The 16366-nt window shown below is 63.1% G+C and carries 13 protein-coding genes and 1 tRNA gene; 8 read left to right on the top strand and 6 right to left on the bottom strand.

The genetic code is table 11. The features are described from left to right. A partial coding sequence (locus tag KEM60_RS00005) for a hypothetical protein (RefSeq protein ID WP_219105466.1) occupies positions 1–226 on the top strand: 226 nt, incomplete at its 5' end. Between the two features lie 8 nt (positions 227–234). Continuing rightward, positions 235–399, top strand: a complete 165-nt coding sequence (locus KEM60_RS00010) for a hypothetical protein (RefSeq protein ID WP_219105467.1) — start codon at positions 235–237, stop codon at positions 397–399. A gap of 276 nt (positions 400–675) precedes the next feature. Here the strand turns inward: KEM60_RS00010 and KEM60_RS00015 are convergent, their stop codons facing one another. Both KEM60_RS00015 and KEM60_RS00020 read right to left on the bottom strand, forming a co-directional pair. Continuing rightward, a complete protein-coding gene (locus KEM60_RS00015; protein ID WP_219105468.1) occupies positions 676–1653 on the bottom strand; it encodes an RHS repeat-associated core domain-containing protein in 978 nt (325 codons plus the stop codon). Positions 1654–2356: 703 nt separating this feature from the next. Next, on the bottom strand, positions 2357–5188 hold the full coding sequence (locus KEM60_RS00020; protein ID WP_219105469.1) for an RHS repeat-associated core domain-containing protein: 2832 nt from the start codon (positions 5186–5188) through the stop codon (positions 2357–2359). Positions 5189–5409: 221 nt separating this feature from the next. On the opposite strand from KEM60_RS00020, the gene KEM60_RS16315 reads away from it, so the two are divergent. Further along, positions 5410–5535, top strand: a complete 126-nt coding sequence (locus KEM60_RS16315) for a hypothetical protein (protein WP_255574063.1) — start codon at positions 5410–5412, stop codon at positions 5533–5535. 20 nt (positions 5536–5555) lie between these two features. Here KEM60_RS16315 and KEM60_RS00025 read toward each other — a convergent pair. From KEM60_RS00025 to KEM60_RS00035, 3 genes are all read right to left on the bottom strand, one after another. Beyond that, a tRNA-Thr gene (locus tag KEM60_RS00025) sits at positions 5556–5628 on the bottom strand. Positions 5629–5767: 139 nt separating this feature from the next. Continuing rightward, entirely contained in the window at positions 5768–6646 is an 879-nt protein-coding gene (locus KEM60_RS16740; protein WP_219105470.1) for a transglycosylase family protein, read from the bottom strand. Positions 6647–7198: 552 nt separating this feature from the next. Beyond that, entirely contained in the window at positions 7199–9205 is a 2007-nt protein-coding gene (locus KEM60_RS00035) for a serine/threonine protein kinase (RefSeq protein ID WP_255574064.1), read from the bottom strand. Between the two features lie 207 nt (positions 9206–9412). Here KEM60_RS00035 and KEM60_RS00040 point away from each other — a divergent pair, with 207 nt between their 5' ends. Together KEM60_RS00040 and otsB are read left to right on the top strand one after the other, a co-directional pair. Beyond that, positions 9413–10876, top strand: coding sequence for a trehalose-6-phosphate synthase (locus KEM60_RS00040; protein ID WP_219105472.1), 1464 nt, complete (start codon positions 9413–9415; stop codon positions 10874–10876). A 2-nt stretch (positions 10877–10878) separates the two neighbouring features. After that, the gene (otsB, locus tag KEM60_RS00045; protein WP_255574065.1) at positions 10879–11679 is read left to right on the top strand and encodes a trehalose-phosphatase; all 801 of its coding nucleotides are present in this window, start codon (positions 10879–10881) and stop codon (positions 11677–11679) included. Here the strand turns inward: otsB and KEM60_RS00050 are convergent. Continuing rightward, positions 11624–12688 carry a LacI family DNA-binding transcriptional regulator gene (locus tag KEM60_RS00050; protein WP_219105474.1) on the bottom strand — a complete coding sequence of 355 codons (1065 nt, stop codon included), beginning with the start codon at positions 12686–12688 and terminating at the stop codon, positions 11624–11626. The two genes, otsB and KEM60_RS00050, sit on opposite strands and share 56 nt — an antisense overlap. 219 nt (positions 12689–12907) lie before the next feature. On the opposite strand from KEM60_RS00050, the gene KEM60_RS00055 reads away from it, so the two are divergent. The 3 genes from KEM60_RS00055 to KEM60_RS00065 all read left to right on the top strand — a co-directional run bounded on the left by KEM60_RS00055 (position 12908) and on the right by KEM60_RS00065 (position 16192). Then, positions 12908–14194 carry an extracellular solute-binding protein gene (locus KEM60_RS00055; protein ID WP_219105475.1) on the top strand — a complete coding sequence of 429 codons (1287 nt, stop codon included), beginning with the start codon at positions 12908–12910 and terminating at the stop codon, positions 14192–14194. A 184-nt stretch (positions 14195–14378) separates the two neighbouring features. Next, a complete protein-coding gene (locus KEM60_RS00060) occupies positions 14379–15335 on the top strand; it encodes a carbohydrate ABC transporter permease (protein WP_219105476.1) in 957 nt (318 codons plus the stop codon). Next, complete coding sequence (locus tag KEM60_RS00065) at positions 15335–16192, top strand: sugar ABC transporter permease (RefSeq protein ID WP_219105477.1); 858 nt, start codon at positions 15335–15337, stop codon at positions 16190–16192. Before KEM60_RS00060 ends, KEM60_RS00065 begins: the two co-directional genes overlap by 1 nt. Positions 16193–16366: the final 174 nt, after the last annotated feature.

A 16366-nucleotide genomic window follows, 5' to 3' on the forward strand; every position in this document is an offset into this window, starting at 1 on the left:
CCGACCGTACGTCGAACTCCCCGCACCCAACAGCTGGTTATACATCCCCGGGGTGGTCGACCCGTACGAGAAGTTCACCCCCGACCCAGCCACCATCATCGCAGTCGTGTTCCCCAGGGCCTACGGACACAACGCCCGTCACCCGAAAGCGGCAATGCCCCGGACCCGTGAAGCATCCACCCGCGCCCACCCATCACACCAGCGAAATCGGGCAAAGATCTCGTAAAGACGTACATGAGGATGGACTCAGCCAACGGAGTTGGGGTGCAGCGGGCGTACGCCACCCGGGCCGAACTCGTCACGGACCTGCTCGTGGGCGAACGCCCGGCGCGGCGTTTACTCCCCGCGCCGAGCGACCCCCGACGCCTCGTCCGTCTCATCCCTCGAAAAAGAGAGTGATCGGACAGGCAGGGTCTGCTCATCTAGGATCCCCGCCCTCCCTACGCCCTTTCCCGCTGACTTGGCGAAGAAATAGAAATACGACACCCTGCACAATCGACACGATGAAAAATGACACTACAGCAGCAAAGGCATATCGCCCCAGGGTCGATGAGGGGTACCACGAAGAGTCAACAAGCACAGGCCAAGAAACAGCCGTTACAATCAGAAACGCCGAAAGGACCACAGAGCCAGCGCGCACCCATCCCTTTCGCTGAAAATCGTGCACAATTCCTCCTATTTGTAACGCATGAGGTACTGGACCGGAGTTTCGCCCGGATCCGCCGCGCTTCCAAGACCTTTTTCAGCTAGATTGCATCCAACGCCTGCACCGAGCGCACCGGCCGCATTGGTCACCGCACCGTTGAGAAAGGCCGCAGCTCCACCCGACAACAAGTCGGCCTCAAACATGATCAGAGAAGCCAGCCCCCCATAGACTGCGGCCCCGATAACACCGCCAATTATGCACGCGTCAGAATTTTCCTCCCCAGACGGATCCACCCTGTTGCAACTATTCCCGCCAGCGTAGAGGTAGTTGTTCTTCTCCTTCCCCGACGGGTCAGGAGTAGTAAACCGACCAGTGACCGGGTTATACCAACGCACCCCGAACCGAGTCAGACCAGTGGCCGACTCGAACAGTCCGCCCGCGTAGCGGTGGATATTCCGCGCAGCCAGGGCGCCAGTAGCAGTGTTAGCACGATTCACCCCAGTCGGGTCATAACTGTACGACCCAATCAACACACCCTTGGAATCAACCAAGCCGATCACCGACCCCAGCTTGTCAGACAAGAACCACGCCTGCCCCTCAGGAGCAACGTAACCAATATTCTGCCCCGAAGGATGAGCGATATACCGGGTCGCCACCCCACCCATATTTCGACTCGACAAAGCCAACCCCAAAATCGACCGACCGTACGTCGAACTCCCCGCACCCAACAGCTGGTTACCTGTGCTCCAGGACTGCACATTCGCCTGATCCTTCGCCCCCGCCAGGTAGTTGTACGCCTGAGAAGTGACCCGAGCCCCCACACCACTATTAGCCGAGATCCCCACCACCCGACCAGACCCGTCATACCCACGGTACTGAATCACCCCACCCGGATACGCCCGCTGCGTCTCACGCCCGCCAGCGTCATACGCAAACCGCACACACCCCGCCTTACCCGACACCGGTTCCGTGGGAAACTCCCCGCGGACGTATGAGAAACCGGCCACAAGAGGTCCTCCTGCCCCGCAACAGCGATCACCCGCGGACATTTCGCGACCCACTTCAAGGAAAGAAACAACTGCCACCTTAACGCAACCGCACCGCCCACCACCTACTCATACCCCTCATCGCCAGCGACTACTCAATGTCCCCCAAATTCGTCCGTGAAGAGCCGCTTTTGTGCATGCGCCATCTGTTAAAGAGGAAGAAAATCAGAGGGCCCGCCGTGATCACGTACGCGGCTGAACTGACCCAAGGCCAAGGATCTGAGGGCAGGAAATATAGAAGCGCGAGATAGAGGACGGAGACTGCGACCAGCCACGGTGCAGCACGGCTGGATGCCCGCTGCCCATGGCTATCAAACTTCACCGCCGAGGACTTGCTTAGGGGAATTAATGCAAGGTGATTCCCTCGCTCGCCCAATATATCGCCATTGCGAGCCAAGAAACTCTGGGTCTCACCATCGGATAATTCGACCATAATGCTGGGTGAGGCGGACCGATCCAACCGAAGTCGCACCTCATGTTTTCCAGATTCCAAAGGTACATAGACCGACTCTCCGCGTCGGAGCCGTGCACGCATCTCGCCGTCAACTATGATCGTAAACCGTCGAATTGCATTGACCCACTCACCCCTACTGCGGGCGATATGCAGCGTTCCCGCCATTCTTCCTCCCAAGAAACGCTCAATTTGATAGCTTTTCTTGCCAACTCACTCCGAGGACAGTACAGGTCCGAACATTTTTGGCATTGCGAGAAGGGCTAGTCCACCCGCGGCGCCAGCGACACAGTCGAAGCCCGGATTCTGGCTTCCCGTGCGCGCACCGAGGACCGTATTAAATGCGCAGCCACCGCCCACGGTGACCCCAATTGAAACACCAATTTCACCACCCAACACACCCACGGCGCCCCCAATAACTCCGCCTGCCACTCCTGCCACTCCTGCCACTCCTGCCAAGAGGAGATTACCTAGGTCATCCCAAGACTCACCAGTTGGGTCGACCCGGTTGCAACTATTCCCGCCAGCGTAGAGGTAGTTGTTCTTCTCCTTCCCCGACGGGTCAGGGGTAGTAAACCGACCAGTGACCGGGTTATACCAACGCACCCCGAACCGAGTCAGACCAGTGGCCGGCTCGAACAGTCCGCCCGCGTAGCGGTGGATATTCCGCGCAGCCAGGGCGCCAGTAGCAGTGTTAGCACGATTCACCCCGGTCGGGTCATAACTGTACGACCCAATCAACGCACCCTTGGAATCAACCAAGCCGATCACCGACCCCAGCTTGTCAGTCAAGAACCACGCCTGCCCCTGCGGAGCAACGTAACCAATATTCTGCCCCGAAGGATGAGCGACATATCGGGTCGCCACCCCACCCATATTTCGACTCGACAAAGCCAACCCCAAAATCGACCGACCGTACGTCGAACTCCCCGCACCCAACAGCTGGTTATACATCCCCGGGGTGGTCGACCCGTACGAGAAGTTCACCCCCGACCCAGCCACCATCATCGCAGTCGTGTTCCCCAACGCATCAGTGACCTCATTCGTACGCGCCGGAATCCCAGACCCACCCGGCCCCGCCGGCGCAGACACCTCGTTACCGTTCTTGTCATACGCGAACGACCCCTTGGAGTTACTCACCAACATCGACGCCGCGTTATACGTCGCAGTATCACTCTCGGAGACACCCATCGTGGCCGTGCCCGCCCTCGTCATCGAGGTCCGGTTCCCCATCGGGTCATACGCATACCCCCACACCGCCCCAGAACTCTCACTGACCTTGATCAACCGGTTCAACGAGTCATACAGATAACTCTGAGAAGCGCCCGCCGCCGGCCCAGGAGCCAAACTCGGCACCGCCCCAGTGCTCCAGGACTGCACATTCACCTGATCCTTCGCCCCCGCCAGGTAGTTGTACGCCTGAGAAGTGATCCGAGCCCCAACACCACTATTAGCCGAGATCCCCACCACCCGACCAGACCCGTCATACCCACGGTACTGAATCGCCCCACCCGGATACGCCCGCTGCGTCTCACGCCCGCCAGCGTCATACGCAAACCGCACACACCCCGCCTTACCCGACACCCCCGCCGACGGCGACAGATTGCCAACGCTGCGATCCCACTGACAGTCCGTCCCATCAACCGAAATCGAGGAAACCCGGTTGTGCCAGAAATACCGATACGTCGTCGTCGCGCCAGTGTCATCGGTGTACGTCGAGACGTTGCCACTGGCCTCGTACGTCACCCGAGTGCTCTCCCCAGCCACCGTCAACGACGTGGCCCGGTTCTGCTTGTCATACGTCAGCGTGGCGCCGGCGTTGTTGGTCAGGTTCCCATCAGAGTCGTGCGCCAACGACAATGACGCGGCCCCACTGACCGCGGTCACGTGATCCCGGTTGTCCCACGTGTATGTCAACGTCGCGCCCTTGCCGTCAGTAACGGTCTTGACCCGCCCGAACCCGTCATAGGTGTACTTCCGTGCGCCCAGCAGCGCGGTGTCGGACCCGGTCGAGGAGATCAGGTTCCCGTGGGTGTCGTAGGCGTTAGTGACCTTCCACCCGCTGTTCTGCCCGGCGACCTTGGGTTGGGTGACCGAGCAGATCTGCCCGGGCTTGCCACCACAGCTGTCCCCGGTGAGGAGGTTGCCGCCCTTCTGATAGGTGATCGTTGAGGTCGCCGCCCCAGCAGTGCCGTCCCCGCTGGTCGAGCTGGTCAGGTTCCCCTGAGCGTCCCAGTTCATCGCGGTCTTGTTCCCCGCCGGGTCGGTGACGCACTTGAGCTTGTCCCCGCTCGAACCAGCATCGGTGCCGCAGTTCGCCGCGGACCCGTACCCTAGCGTCGTGGTCGCGCCGGTCGGCATCTTGACCTGTGAGGGGTTGTTGTTGGTGTCCCAGGAGAACGACGTCACATCCGCGCCGACCCCACCGGCCGCCACGGCCGCAGTGCTGGTCGCGACCGCATTATTCGCCGTATAGGTCTTGCTCCTGGAGTTGCGGTACGGGTCTTTCGTACCGGTCTGCCGCTTCTGGGAATCCATCGCGTAGATCCACGTACCCCCGTTAGGGTCAGTCACGACCGTCTGAGTCGAGGAACCATAATTGAACCCGGTCCGGTTCTCCTTCCCAGCGTCATCCCACCGCGAGACGCTGCTCGCCCGCCCAGAGGAGTCGTACTCGATCGTCAGCTTGACCCCACGCGAGGTCGTCACCGTGGACAACTTCCCATTCCCGCCATAGCTGTACGTCGTGGTCGCGCCGTTGGCGTCGGTGCTCGAGGACAGTCGTCCCGAAGCGTCATAGCCGTAGCTGATCGAGCGGGTCTCGCTGTTGTCCCCGCTCTGGGTGACCTTGCTGACCCTGCTCGTGCCGGGCACATAGGTGTAGTCCACCTTCCGCCCGGCGGCATCCACGATCTGGCGTGTCGTGCCGTCGGTGTTGTAGTACAGCGCCAGGCCGGTGCCATTGGCGTCCCAGAAGTTGCCCAGCTGCCCGGACGGGCTGAAGTCCATCGTCACCCGACGCGGCACTGCGCCAGACTCCGCCATCGTCCACCCACCACCAACCCAACAGCCGAACCGAAACGTCAAGACTTCACCAAGAACAACCCAGCAACCGGTCACCGCCACCGCCGCTGAAGATCGGTCCTCACCTGCAGTACCGAGAGAGCGACATCATGGCTTGGATCAACGATCTCGCGGACCTCGTCGCGATAGGCGATCAGGTCGCCGTCGACCCTTGACCACTAGGGTGCAGTCGCAGCGAACCCGTGCTCGGCACCATCGACGCCGGGTTCCGCGACCCGCGCGTCGTCGAAGCCCTCAAGCTCGTGAATCCGCGGCTGTCATCCGGTCACGAAAAGAGTGGCCCGACCGTGTCGGGGAGGATGCTGTGATTCGTTTCCCCTGGTCTGAGAGCTGGAGAAGGGACTCGAACCCTCAACCACCTGTTTACAAGACAGGTGCGCTACCGATTGCGCCACTCCAGCACGCCCACATGTGCATGTGGACTTCAGGCATCGTACCCGTAGTGGCCGCTGCTGGCCGATTCCGCTGGGTAACGGTGCGGGTCGGGACTCGTCCAGGGGTGAGTCCTGACCCGCACCGTGGGGGGGTGGGGTGACCAGGTCAGCGGTAGGTGACGGGGTTGGTGGCGAGTTGGACGGTGCCCGGGGAGACGAAGCCACCTTCGACGGCTGCTGCCAGGGAGGTGAGGGTGGCTTCGGAGTTTTTCTTGCGGGCGTAGTCGCTGAGCTTGTCCAGCACAGCTTGGGAGAAGTAGTCGACCCCGGTGGGGGTGATCTTCAGGAAGGCTTCGGTGGCTTTGACGGTGGCTTTGTCCATCTTGCCGGTGATGGGGCTGTGCAGTTTGGCTTGGAGGGCCTTGATCGCTGCTTCGTCCCATTTGCCGGAGAGGTTGCCACCGATCCAGGTTTGGATGGCTGCGGTGCCTTGGGTGTCGCTGCGTCCCGGGGCGGGCGGTGCCGGTTTGGGGGCAGGTTTGGGGGTGGCGGTTTCGGAGGGGGTAGGCGTGGGGGTGGCTGCTTTGGTGCCGCCACCGGTGTTGCCGCCACCGCCGCTGTTACCGCCGCCGGGCACGGGGGCTGGGGCTGGTGCGCCGACGCCACCGTTGTCGCGGGTCAGGCCCGCCTTGATGGAGCAGCTGGGCCAGGCGCCTGGTCCTTGCAGCGCGAGGAGCTTACGGCCGACGGCGATTTGTTGTTCGCGGGTGGCGAGGTCGGGCCGGGAGGCGTACGCCGATCCGCCGGCTCCGTTCCAGCTCTGCACGGTGAACTGCAGGCCGCCGTAGAAGCCGTTGCCGGTGTTGATGTGCCAGTTGCCGCCGGCTTCGCAGGCTGCGACGCGGTCCCAGACGGCGTCGTCGGCGTGTGCGGCACCGGTGTTCATTCCCACGCCGATGGCGGTGGTTGCTGCGGTCAACATGCCCACTCCGACGGTCTTGCGGACGGGTCGGCGGGGTCTGGCGTGCTTCGGGGTGTAGCTCATGTGCTGCGTGGTGTCCTTCCTGACGGCGCCTGCGGGGGTTCCTGTTGGGTCCAGGCGTCAGGTGTCTGGCCGGTGTCCCGGTATCACCCCGAGCCGTGGAGTGTTCCACGGCCGACCGGCTGGTGCCGGTCGTGGTCCCCCACCTTCGTCTGACAGTTCCGGCTGGTGGCCGGGTGTGCCCGTCGACGAAGGTGCGGCGCACGGACACGGTCGGTGGATGTGCAGTTGGGTGGTGCTGGTGTCCCGCGCGGATGAGGTGCGGTCCGGTGCCTGGTGAGACCCGCATGGGGCTCGATGGCGGCCGGGATGACGTCATCAGCGTAGCGACTCGCACACGGAAATGTCACAGTTGAGCAACAAAAAGGTCATGGACGTGCGTCCGACCTGACTTCTATGGGTGGCGACCCGCACGTGGCAGTACGTGACTCCCCCGTCAAGAAGCCTCGGCCATCAGATCACGGATCTGACAACAATCTCGCTCAGCGACCGACAGCGCGTCCGCATCTCGGGATGAAGCAGTGGTTGATCGCCTCAACAGTGGTCAGGCCGACGTCAGCCACGCACCCAGGAGAAGGGGTCTGGGCCGAGCCATCCCCACACCGGCAGGTGGCCGGTGGACTGGGAAATCAATCCGACGACGGCGGCGGCAACCAGAAAGAGCAAGGTCATCAGCACCGGGCCTAACGGCGGAGGCGTCAACGCTCGCACCGTCATCCGGGTCCCGCGCCGCACACTGCTGCCACCTGGCCCCCACCAGGCCATGATGAGGGTGCTCACCCCGCCCATGAACAGCGGCACCGGGGCGGACGGATTGAGCGGGGATCCGGGAATCACCCCGAAGTCCTGACCGACAACCCCCAGCAGGATGCCGAGATAGCCCACCAGCAGCGGGAAGAACGCAGAGAGCACTGTCCCGGTCGCGGCGAGGATGATGTTCATCGGGGAGCGCAGCACGGTCCCGATGATGTCGTGCTGCCCGGCGCCGTAACTGCTGCGTCGCAGGTAGTGACCGGTCATCACTCGGTCGACAGTGCGCGTCAGCCACGACCAAAACACTCCGAAGAACAGCGCATACACCGGCGCCATCAGGGTCAGACAGGCCAAGAAGACACCCAACGAGAGGGTCGTCAGAGCACGCCCGCCCCGGTCGAGGACGGTGCTCGGCTGCCCGTACGGCGAGGGGCCTGGCTTGTGGTGCCCGCCGGACATGGCGGCGCCAGGGTGTGGAGGCGCCGCAGCTGGTTTGCCGAGGTGCTGCTGGGGAGGATGCCATCCGCTAGCGGTGGGAGCCGCACCGGGATGAGGAGTGGTGCCATACGGCGGCGGTGCAGTGGGTGCCGCATTCCAGGAGGCATATCCGGCGGGGGGACCACTCTGGGCACGCGTCGGCAGCACGCTCTGCAAATGGGTGCGTGCCGCGTCACTGGAGGCGGCGATGACTCGCTGGAATCTGGTGCGCACAGCCTGAGCGGGAGTGGTGGCTGTGGCGGGCATGGGCGGATTGGCCGGGGTCGGCCAGGCGGCGGTGGCACCGGCCCGTGCCGTCGGGCGAGTCGTTGGCGCGTGAGGCGCACCTCCTGGAGGCCCCCACGGCGGCGGAGTTGCCATGGCGGCAGCTGCTGCTGTTCGGGCAGGAGCGACCCGGTGAGGTCGGGTGGCGCCTGCACCAGGCATCACCGTGGTAGCTGTCATCGCGGGCAGGCCAACGGTCGCGCCGGTGGCGCCGTGGGCGTGGGCGTAGCGCTCGAGTTCGGCGAGGATCTGTCGCTGGGTGGGGCGAGCAAACGGTCGCGGGTCGAGTGCGGCGCGGAGCAGCGGAGCGAGCGCAGGATCGACGCCACTGAGGTCGCATTCTCCGGCGCGGATGCGGGCTAGGACGGCATCTACTGGCCGATCCCCGAAGGGCACCCGCCCGGAGGCGGCGTACGCCAAGGTCGCAGCCCAAGCCCACCAGTCAGTGGAGGTATCGACGTCAGCGCCGTCGAGGATTTCCGGGGCGAGGAAACCTGGGGTGCCCATGACCAGACCGGTGGAGGTGAGGCGGGCATCACCGGAGCCAAACGCAATCCCGAAGTCAATCAGCACTGGATGGCCATCTTGCAGCAGGATGTTCGCCGGTTTGAGGTCGCGGTGCACCACCCCGACGGCGTGCACTGCTGACAGAGCCACGGAGAGGTCTGCGGCAAGGGAAAACAACTCCACCGGGCGCAGTGGGCCTTGCTGAGAGATGTAACGGTCCAGGGACGGCCCCGGAACATACCTGGTGACGACGTACGGTCGGGCGCCAGTGACATCGGCGTCGATGATGCCAGCCACCCCGGGGTGGTCAATACGGGAAAGATGATCGACCTCACGCGCTAGGCGAGCGCGGGCATCCGGTTCGTCCAGGGCTGACTCGCGCAGCATTTTGATCGCCACGGTGTGCCCGGCGTCGTCGACGGCGAGGTGGACGACGCCCATACCGCCGCGACCTAGTTCTGAACACAGTCGATAACGACCGACGCGCGCTGGCGTCTGGCTGGCGCCACTCGGACTCAATGGATACCTCCCGATCAGCATCCGGCTCCGCTGTGGAGTGATGTACTGGTGTGCTGCCTGTGACCTCAGTCGCGTGCAGTGCACCCGACGGCCAGCCTACGGCCCTTGTCCAGGAGGCTGCTGCACTGACGCGCCCGTAGAGTGGGACATGCCTACGGGCATAGAGGGACAGGACGATTCGGTGATTCCGCCGCCCTGACGACTTGACGCGTGAGGAGATGGACGACGGTGAGCGACGCTACCGGAACACCACCGGGGACCGAAACATACGACTTTGTGGTGGCTGCCAACCGGCTTCCGGTCGATCGGCGTGAAGGGCCGGATGGGGTTCCCACGTGGCAGCGCAGCCCGGGCGGGCTAGTCACGGCAATGGATTCGGTGATGCGCGGGCGGGGTGGGGCCTGGGTGGGGTGGGCTGGTGATGCTGGTGACGCCCCGGAGCCGTTTGAGGATTCGGGGATGTTCCTGGTGCCGGTGGCGTTGACCGCGGAGGATATCGCTGACTATTACGAGGGCTTGTCCAATGACACCCTGTGGCCGGTCTACCACGACGTCATTGTTCCGGCGACTTTCCATCGTCGCTGGTGGGCGGCGTATCGGCGGGTCAACGGGAAGTTCGCTGAGCAGGTCGCTCGGGTGGCTGCGCCTGGAGCGACAGTGTGGGTGCACGACTATCAGTTGCAGTTAGTCCCCGCCATGTTGCGCAAGCTTCGCCCGGATGTGCGTATCGGCTGGTTCAATCACATCCCGTTCCCGCCGGTGGAGCTGTTTGCGCAGCTGCCCTGGCGTCGCGACATCATCGATGGTCTGCTCGGTGCGGATTTCCTGGGCTTCCAAAAACCCAGTGACGCTGGCAACTTCCGTCGAGCGTGTCGGCAGCTCGCGGGGTTGCCGACCCGCCGCGACACGGTAACCACGACCGACGCTGACGGCAGCTCCCGGGTGGTGCGCGCGGCCGGGTTGCCGATCTCGATTGATTTCGGCCACTTGGACACGTTGGCCCGCTCCCCTGAGGTGGTGGCCCGCGCCACGGAGATCCGTGCGTCCCTGGGCAACCCGGACATCCTGATGCTGGGGGTGGATCGCCTGGACTACACCAAAGGCATCCGGCACCGTCTCAAGGCGTACCAAGAGTTGCTGAGTGACGGTGAGGTGTCCCCGCCGGAGGTGTGTCTAGTGCAGATCGCCGTGCCTAGCCGGGAACGGGTCGATGCCTACCGGGATCTGCGCGGTCAAGTCGAACTCACAGTCGGTCAGATCAACGGCGACTATTCGCACATCGGGGAAACCGCGGTGGAATATTTGCATCAAAGCTTTGATCAGGCGGAGATGGCGGCAATGTATCTCGCTTCGGACATCATGTTGGTCACTCCGCTGCGTGACGGCATGAACCTGGTCGCGAAGGAGTATGTCGCCTGCCACCACGACGAAAGCGGAGCGCTGGTTCTCTCCGAATTTGCAGGGGCCGCAGAAGAACTCGGCAGGTCTTATTTGTGCAACCCCCATGACATCCAAGGGTTGAAAAACACCATCCTGCGCGCCGCCCACGCCTCCCCGGCTGAAAAACGCCGCCGGATGCGCTCGCTGCGTAAGAAGATCCGAGAGAACGACGTACAACAATGGGCAGCCCGATTCTTGGATGCGCTGAAATACGCACCGGCCCGACCGCCGTACGCCGCCCCCCGAGGCTGACGGTGACCGCGCCGACGTCCGACCCCACTGCCGACCTGACGCACGCCCTCGGCCGATTAGCTCAGCTGGAGACGGTCCTCGTCGCCAGCGACTTCGACGGCACCCTCGCCCCGTTCGCTGACGACCCCATGCAGGTGCGACCGCTGCCAGCGGCGACGGTCGCACTGCGCGAGGCCGCCGCGATGCCCGGCGTGCACGTGGCTCTGGTCTCCGGGCGGGAGCTGGCCGTGCTGCGTGACCTGTCCGGCCTCGCCGACGACCCCCGCATCGTCCTGATCGGCACCCACGGCGCCCAGTCCAGCCTGGACCCAGATTCCGGCAAGCTCACCACTGAGCAGCAGGAACTCCTCGCCGTCCTCGACGCTGAACTGTCAGAGATCGCCGACGCGCATCCCGGCGCCTGGGTGGAGCGCAAGCCCGCCGCGGTGGTCCTGCACACCCGGACCATGCCGGAAACCGCCGGGTTGCAGGCGTTGGCGGCAGCAGCGATCGCCGCGAGCGCGCACCCGCAGGTGCATCGGTTAGCGGGGAAAAACGTGCTGGAGTTGGGGGTCCTGCAGGCAGATAAGGGCAGCGCATTGCGGGATTGCGCCGCTCATGTGGGAGCGGCGGGGACGCTCTATCTGGGTGACGATGTCACAGATGAGAGGGCCTTTGCGGTGCTCACGGGTGCGCAGGATGTGACGGTGAAGGTGGGGACCGGGTCGACGGCTGCTTCCTGGCGGGTCGATGGAGTCGAGGAGGCCGTCACGCTCCTCGCGGAGTTCGTCCGAGTACGACGGGCCGTCGGTGCAGGGCACTGACCACCGCCGTACTGGTGGATCGCCGCACCACTAATTCGGGGCGGAAGACCAGTTCGGCTCGCGGGGAGGTGCGGCCGTCGATCTCGTCGAGCAGGGCAGCGACGGCGGCTTGACTCATCCCGTCGACGTCTTGCCGCAACGTGGTCAGGGGCGGGTCGGTGAACGCCATCAGCGGGGAGTCGTCGTGTCCGACGACGGAGATATCTTCGGGGACGCGCAGGCCGCGTCGTCGTACCTCTTGGATCGCGCCGAGGGCCATGATGTCGCTGCCGCAAATCAGAGCCGTGCAGTCTGCGTCGAGGAGCTGGGCGGCGCCTTGGGCCCCGCCCTCGACCGTATACCAGGTGGTGGCGATGAGGTCGGTGACGGCGTCGACACCGGCGAGTTGGGCCATGGCTTGACGGAATCCGGTGATGGTGCGTTGGGCGGTGACGAAACGTTCCGGTCCGACAGTCACACCGATACGGCGGTGTCCGCTGTCGACCAGGTGGCTGACGATCTGGTGGATTCCGCCGACGTCGTCACAACTGATGAAGGTGGTGTCGATGCCTTCGCGGTAGCCATTGATCAGGACTAAGGGCATGCCGCGTCGGCGCAGATCGACGTACCTGTCGAGGTCGGCGGTGGTGTCGGCGTGCAGTCCGCAGACCAGGATGATCCCGGCAACACCTCGGTCGCACATCATTTGCAGGTAGTCGTCCTCGGCGATGCCCCCTGGTGTCTGAGTGCCCAGGACGGGGGTGAAGTCGCGTGCGGCGAGGGCGCATTCGATGGCCTGGGCGAAGGCGGGGAAGACCGGATTGACCAGTTCGGGTACGACGAGACCCACGAGTCCGGCGCTGATGCGGCGCAGCTTGGCGGGCCGGTCATAGCCGAGCATGTCGACAGCGGCCAGGACAGCGATGCGGGTGGACTCGGCAACGCCTGGTTTGTCGTTGAGGACGCGACTGACGGTGGCTTCGGACACCCCGGCCTTAGCGGCCACATCTGCCAGACGGGGTGCACGCATGGGCCGCTCCTGGTGACGAGTTTGGTGTCGGGTCAGGGTCCGACGCGCCCGGCCGGTCGTGGGCGGGCCCTTGAAGAATGGCGCACCCCAGGTGTCGACCGCAAGGACTTTTCTGCAAGTTCTTGCAGAAAACCTTGTGCAAGAACTTGCAGGGCGGCTACTGTGGCACGCGACGCGGGCACTGGCGCCCGGGTAGAAGATCCCAAGGAGCACCACGACATGCGCCGAAGCATCCAGCTCACAGCACTGCTCACCACGACGGTCATCGCGCTCGCCGGTTGCGGCGGTTCGGGATCGGGCTCTTCCTCCCCCACCTCCGGAGATTCCACCGAGGTGGCCGGGGAGCTCACCTGGTGGGACACCTCCGACGTCACCAACGAAGCGCCCGTCTACAAGGAGATGGTCGCCGAGTTCATGAAGAAATACCCCAAGGTCAAGGTCACCTATCAGTCGGTGCCCTTCGGTGAAGCGCAGAGCAAGTTCAAAACGGCGGCCAGCGCGAAGTCCGGAGCACCTGACATCCTGCGCGCTGAGGTCGCCTGGGTGCCTGAGTTCGCTTCGCTGGGGTACCTGTACAAACTCGATGGCACCGAGCTGACCAAGGACATGGGCGACTTCCTTGACGCTTCCCGAGGATCCACCCAGTACAACGGCGGCACGTACGGCGTCCCGCAGGTCACTGACACGCTCGCCTTGTTCTACAACAAGAAGATGCTGGCGGAAGCCGGAGTTCAGGCCCCCACAACTTGGGACGAGATGAAATCCGCTGCGGCAGCAGTAAAATCCAAAACTGGCAAAGACGGCGTCTACTTAAACCCGGTCGGCTACTACCTGCTTCCGTTCATTTACGGCGAGGGAGGCGACCTGCTCGACCCCGCTGCGAAGAAGATCACCGTGAACGCCGAACCGGCCGTGGCCGGAATCACCAAGGCGCAGGAATTGCTGAAATCGCCGGGATTCACGAAAGCCCCGGCTACCGAGGCGTATAAGGCGATGAACGACGCCTTCATCAACGGTCAGGCCGCGATGATCATTCAGGGTCCGTGGGAGGTCGCCGGCATCACCAAGGCCGCCGCCTTCGGCGGCGCCGACAACTTGGGCGTCGTACCGGTCCCTGCGGGAAGCAAGAAGGCTGGCGCCCCGGTGGGTGGCCACGATTACGTCGTCTACTCCGGGATGAGCAACGACAAGGCGAAAGCCGCCACCGAGTTCATCAAGTTCATGTCCTCGGCGGAAACCCAGGCGAAGGTCGCCGACAAGCTCGGCGTCTTGCCGTCACGGAAGTCCGCCTATGAGAAGGTGACCAACCCTATGGTCAAACTCTTCCAGCCGTCCATGGCGGTGGCGGTGCCTCGCTCGTGGGTGCCTGAGGGCGGCCAGCTGTTTGGCCCCATGGACCAGGCCGCGACCAAGGTGATGGTCAACATGGCCGACCCGAAGAGTGCCCTCACTGAGGTCGCCGACAAGTACAAGGCCGAAGTGGTGAAGGACTACACGATCGGCTGATCCCGTCAGGTGGGGGCGCCAGCTGCCCTGGACCGGCGCTCCCACCGCCGTACGACCGCTCTGAGTCACGCCTGTTGGGAGGCATATTCGGAGCTGGATCCAGGGTGATGACGTTGTGTGTCGTTGTTCGATCTGCGCGAGAGGTCCTCATGACGGACTGTGCCCTGACCTTGACCGACCTGCCATGAACAGGCTCCGGACCACCTGGGATAAACATTGGTATGCCTGGGCCTTCGTCGCTCCAGTGGTGATCGTCCTGGCCGTGATGGTGTTCTTCCCCTTGGTGCAGGGCATCTGGCAGTCGTTCACTAACTTGACCGAAGCCAACCAAGCTGCACAGATCTGCGAAAAGACCCTCGGTGGCGCCCAGACGTGCGTCGACAATCCGAATCGGGCACGATTCGTGGGTCTGGACAATTACGTCGACTTGTTTTCTGGTCGGGTCGGGGAGTTCTGGCATCAACTGCTGATCACATTGATCTGGACCGGGGCGTGCGTCTTTTTCCACTACACCCTGGGACTAGGATTAGCGATCCTGCTGCACCGGGAGATGCGGTGGCGCAGTCTCTATCGAGTGCTGCTGATCCTGCCCTGGGCTGTCCCCGCATTCGTCTCGGCATTTGCCTGGAAGTTCATCTACGACCGGGATGCGGGCATCCTCAACGCCGCAATCCGAGCACTGGGTGGCCAATCCATTGATTTCTTCGACAGCACCCCCAAAGCTTTGGTGGCGGTGATTGTGGTCAACGTATGGTTGGGTGTTCCCTTTATGATGGTCGCCCTCCTGGGCGGCTTGCAATCCATCCCTGGGGAGCTATACGAGGCCGCACAGATGGATGGCGCCAGCCCGTGGCAGCAATTCGTGAACGTCACCCTTCCAGGGTTGCGCCCGGTATCTAACTCAGTGATACTGCTGGGCACTATCTGGACGTTCAACATGTTCCCGATTATCTATCTGGTCAGTCGAGGCGGCCCCGCAGGTGGCACTGAAATCTTGGTGACCGGGGCCTATCGGGCAGCTTTCGAGGGAATCCGCAACTACGGATTCTCTGCCGCGTACGGCGTGGTGATCCTTTCCATCTTGGTGATCTATTCGTTGGTGTACCGCAGAGTGCTGCGACACCAGGGAGAGGTGTGGTGATGGGCCGGAAACCCGCCGGACAGACCCGTCGGGGACGCACCGTTGGCGCGTCGATCGCGTTGCATGCGACGTTGATCAGTGCCTGCGTGATCGCAGTGTTCCCGATCGCATGGATCACGTTGGCGTCATTCAAGCCAGCAGCTCAGATTTCGTCATTAAATCCGCTGGTTTCGCCATCGTTGGACAACTACATCCGACTGTTGTCCACCACAGAGTTCCTGACCTGGTTCTGGAACTCTGTGTCGTTAGCGATCTTCACCATGATCATAGGGATCACCATGTCAGCGACGGCGGGCTATGCTCTGTCCCGTTTCAACTTCCCAGGTCGTCGCACCCTGATGTGGACCTTCCTGATCACGCAAATGTTCCCAGTGTCGATCTTGATCGTGCCGATTTACACGATCATGAGCACGCTCGGGCTGATCAATACGCATGCCTCATTGGTCTTTGCCTATTGCACGATTGCCGTTCCTTTCTGCACCTGGATGCTGAAGGGATACTTCGATTCGATTCCGCAAGAACTAGATGAGGCCGCCCAGATCGACGGACTCGGACCGTTTGGGACATTCTGGCGAGTGATTCTTCCCCTAGCTCGCCCCGGCTTGGCGGTGACGGCTTTTTACACCTTCTTGACTGCGTGGGGTGAGGTGGCATATGCCAGTGCATTCCTCAACACCGACAATCGATACACCTTGGCATATGGAATGCAAATCTTCGTTCCCAGGCCGCCCTCCGAGCCCCACTGGGACCTGTTGACAGCAGCAGCAGTGCTGATCACGATTCCTGCCGGTCTGGTGTTCTTCTTCGCGCAGCGTCATCTCGTCGCCGGACTCACGGCAGGATCAACGAAGGGATGACCTGGCGGGGATGACCTTTTCGACGGACTTGTACCGGCGACCTGGACGGCGTGGATAGAGTGTCAGGCGTCGCAACGGATCACCGTCGTGACCATCACTACATCATGCCTGCCCGGCCAGGGCAGGCCACCTTTACAACGGATCGTCCGGCACGTTCCTGCCGGTGAAGGGAAG

The organism is Austwickia sp. TVS 96-490-7B (assembly GCF_019331795.1).
Lineage (GTDB): Bacteria > Actinomycetota > Actinomycetes > Actinomycetales > Dermatophilaceae > Austwickia.

Coding starts and splice junctions, on each gene's coding strand:
- KEM60_RS00060 (WP_219105476.1), top strand. CDS start 14,379: ATGAACAGGCTCCGGACCACCTGGGATAAACATTGGTATGCCTGGGCC.
- KEM60_RS00055 (WP_219105475.1), top strand. CDS start 12,908: ATGCGCCGAAGCATCCAGCTCACAGCACTGCTCACCACGACGGTCATC.
- KEM60_RS16740 (WP_219105470.1), bottom strand. CDS start 6,646: ATGAGCTACACCCCGAAGCACGCCAGACCCCGCCGACCCGTCCGCAAG.
- KEM60_RS00035 (WP_255574064.1), bottom strand. CDS start 9,205: ATGCTGATCGGGAGGTATCCATTGAGTCCGAGTGGCGCCAGCCAGACG.
- KEM60_RS00010 (WP_219105467.1), top strand. CDS start 235: ATGAGGATGGACTCAGCCAACGGAGTTGGGGTGCAGCGGGCGTACGCC.
- KEM60_RS00065 (WP_219105477.1), top strand. CDS start 15,335: ATGGGCCGGAAACCCGCCGGACAGACCCGTCGGGGACGCACCGTTGGC.
- KEM60_RS00050 (WP_219105474.1), bottom strand. CDS start 12,688: ATGCGTGCACCCCGTCTGGCAGATGTGGCCGCTAAGGCCGGGGTGTCC.
- KEM60_RS00020 (WP_219105469.1), bottom strand. CDS start 5,188: ATGGCGGAGTCTGGCGCAGTGCCGCGTCGGGTGACGATGGACTTCAGC.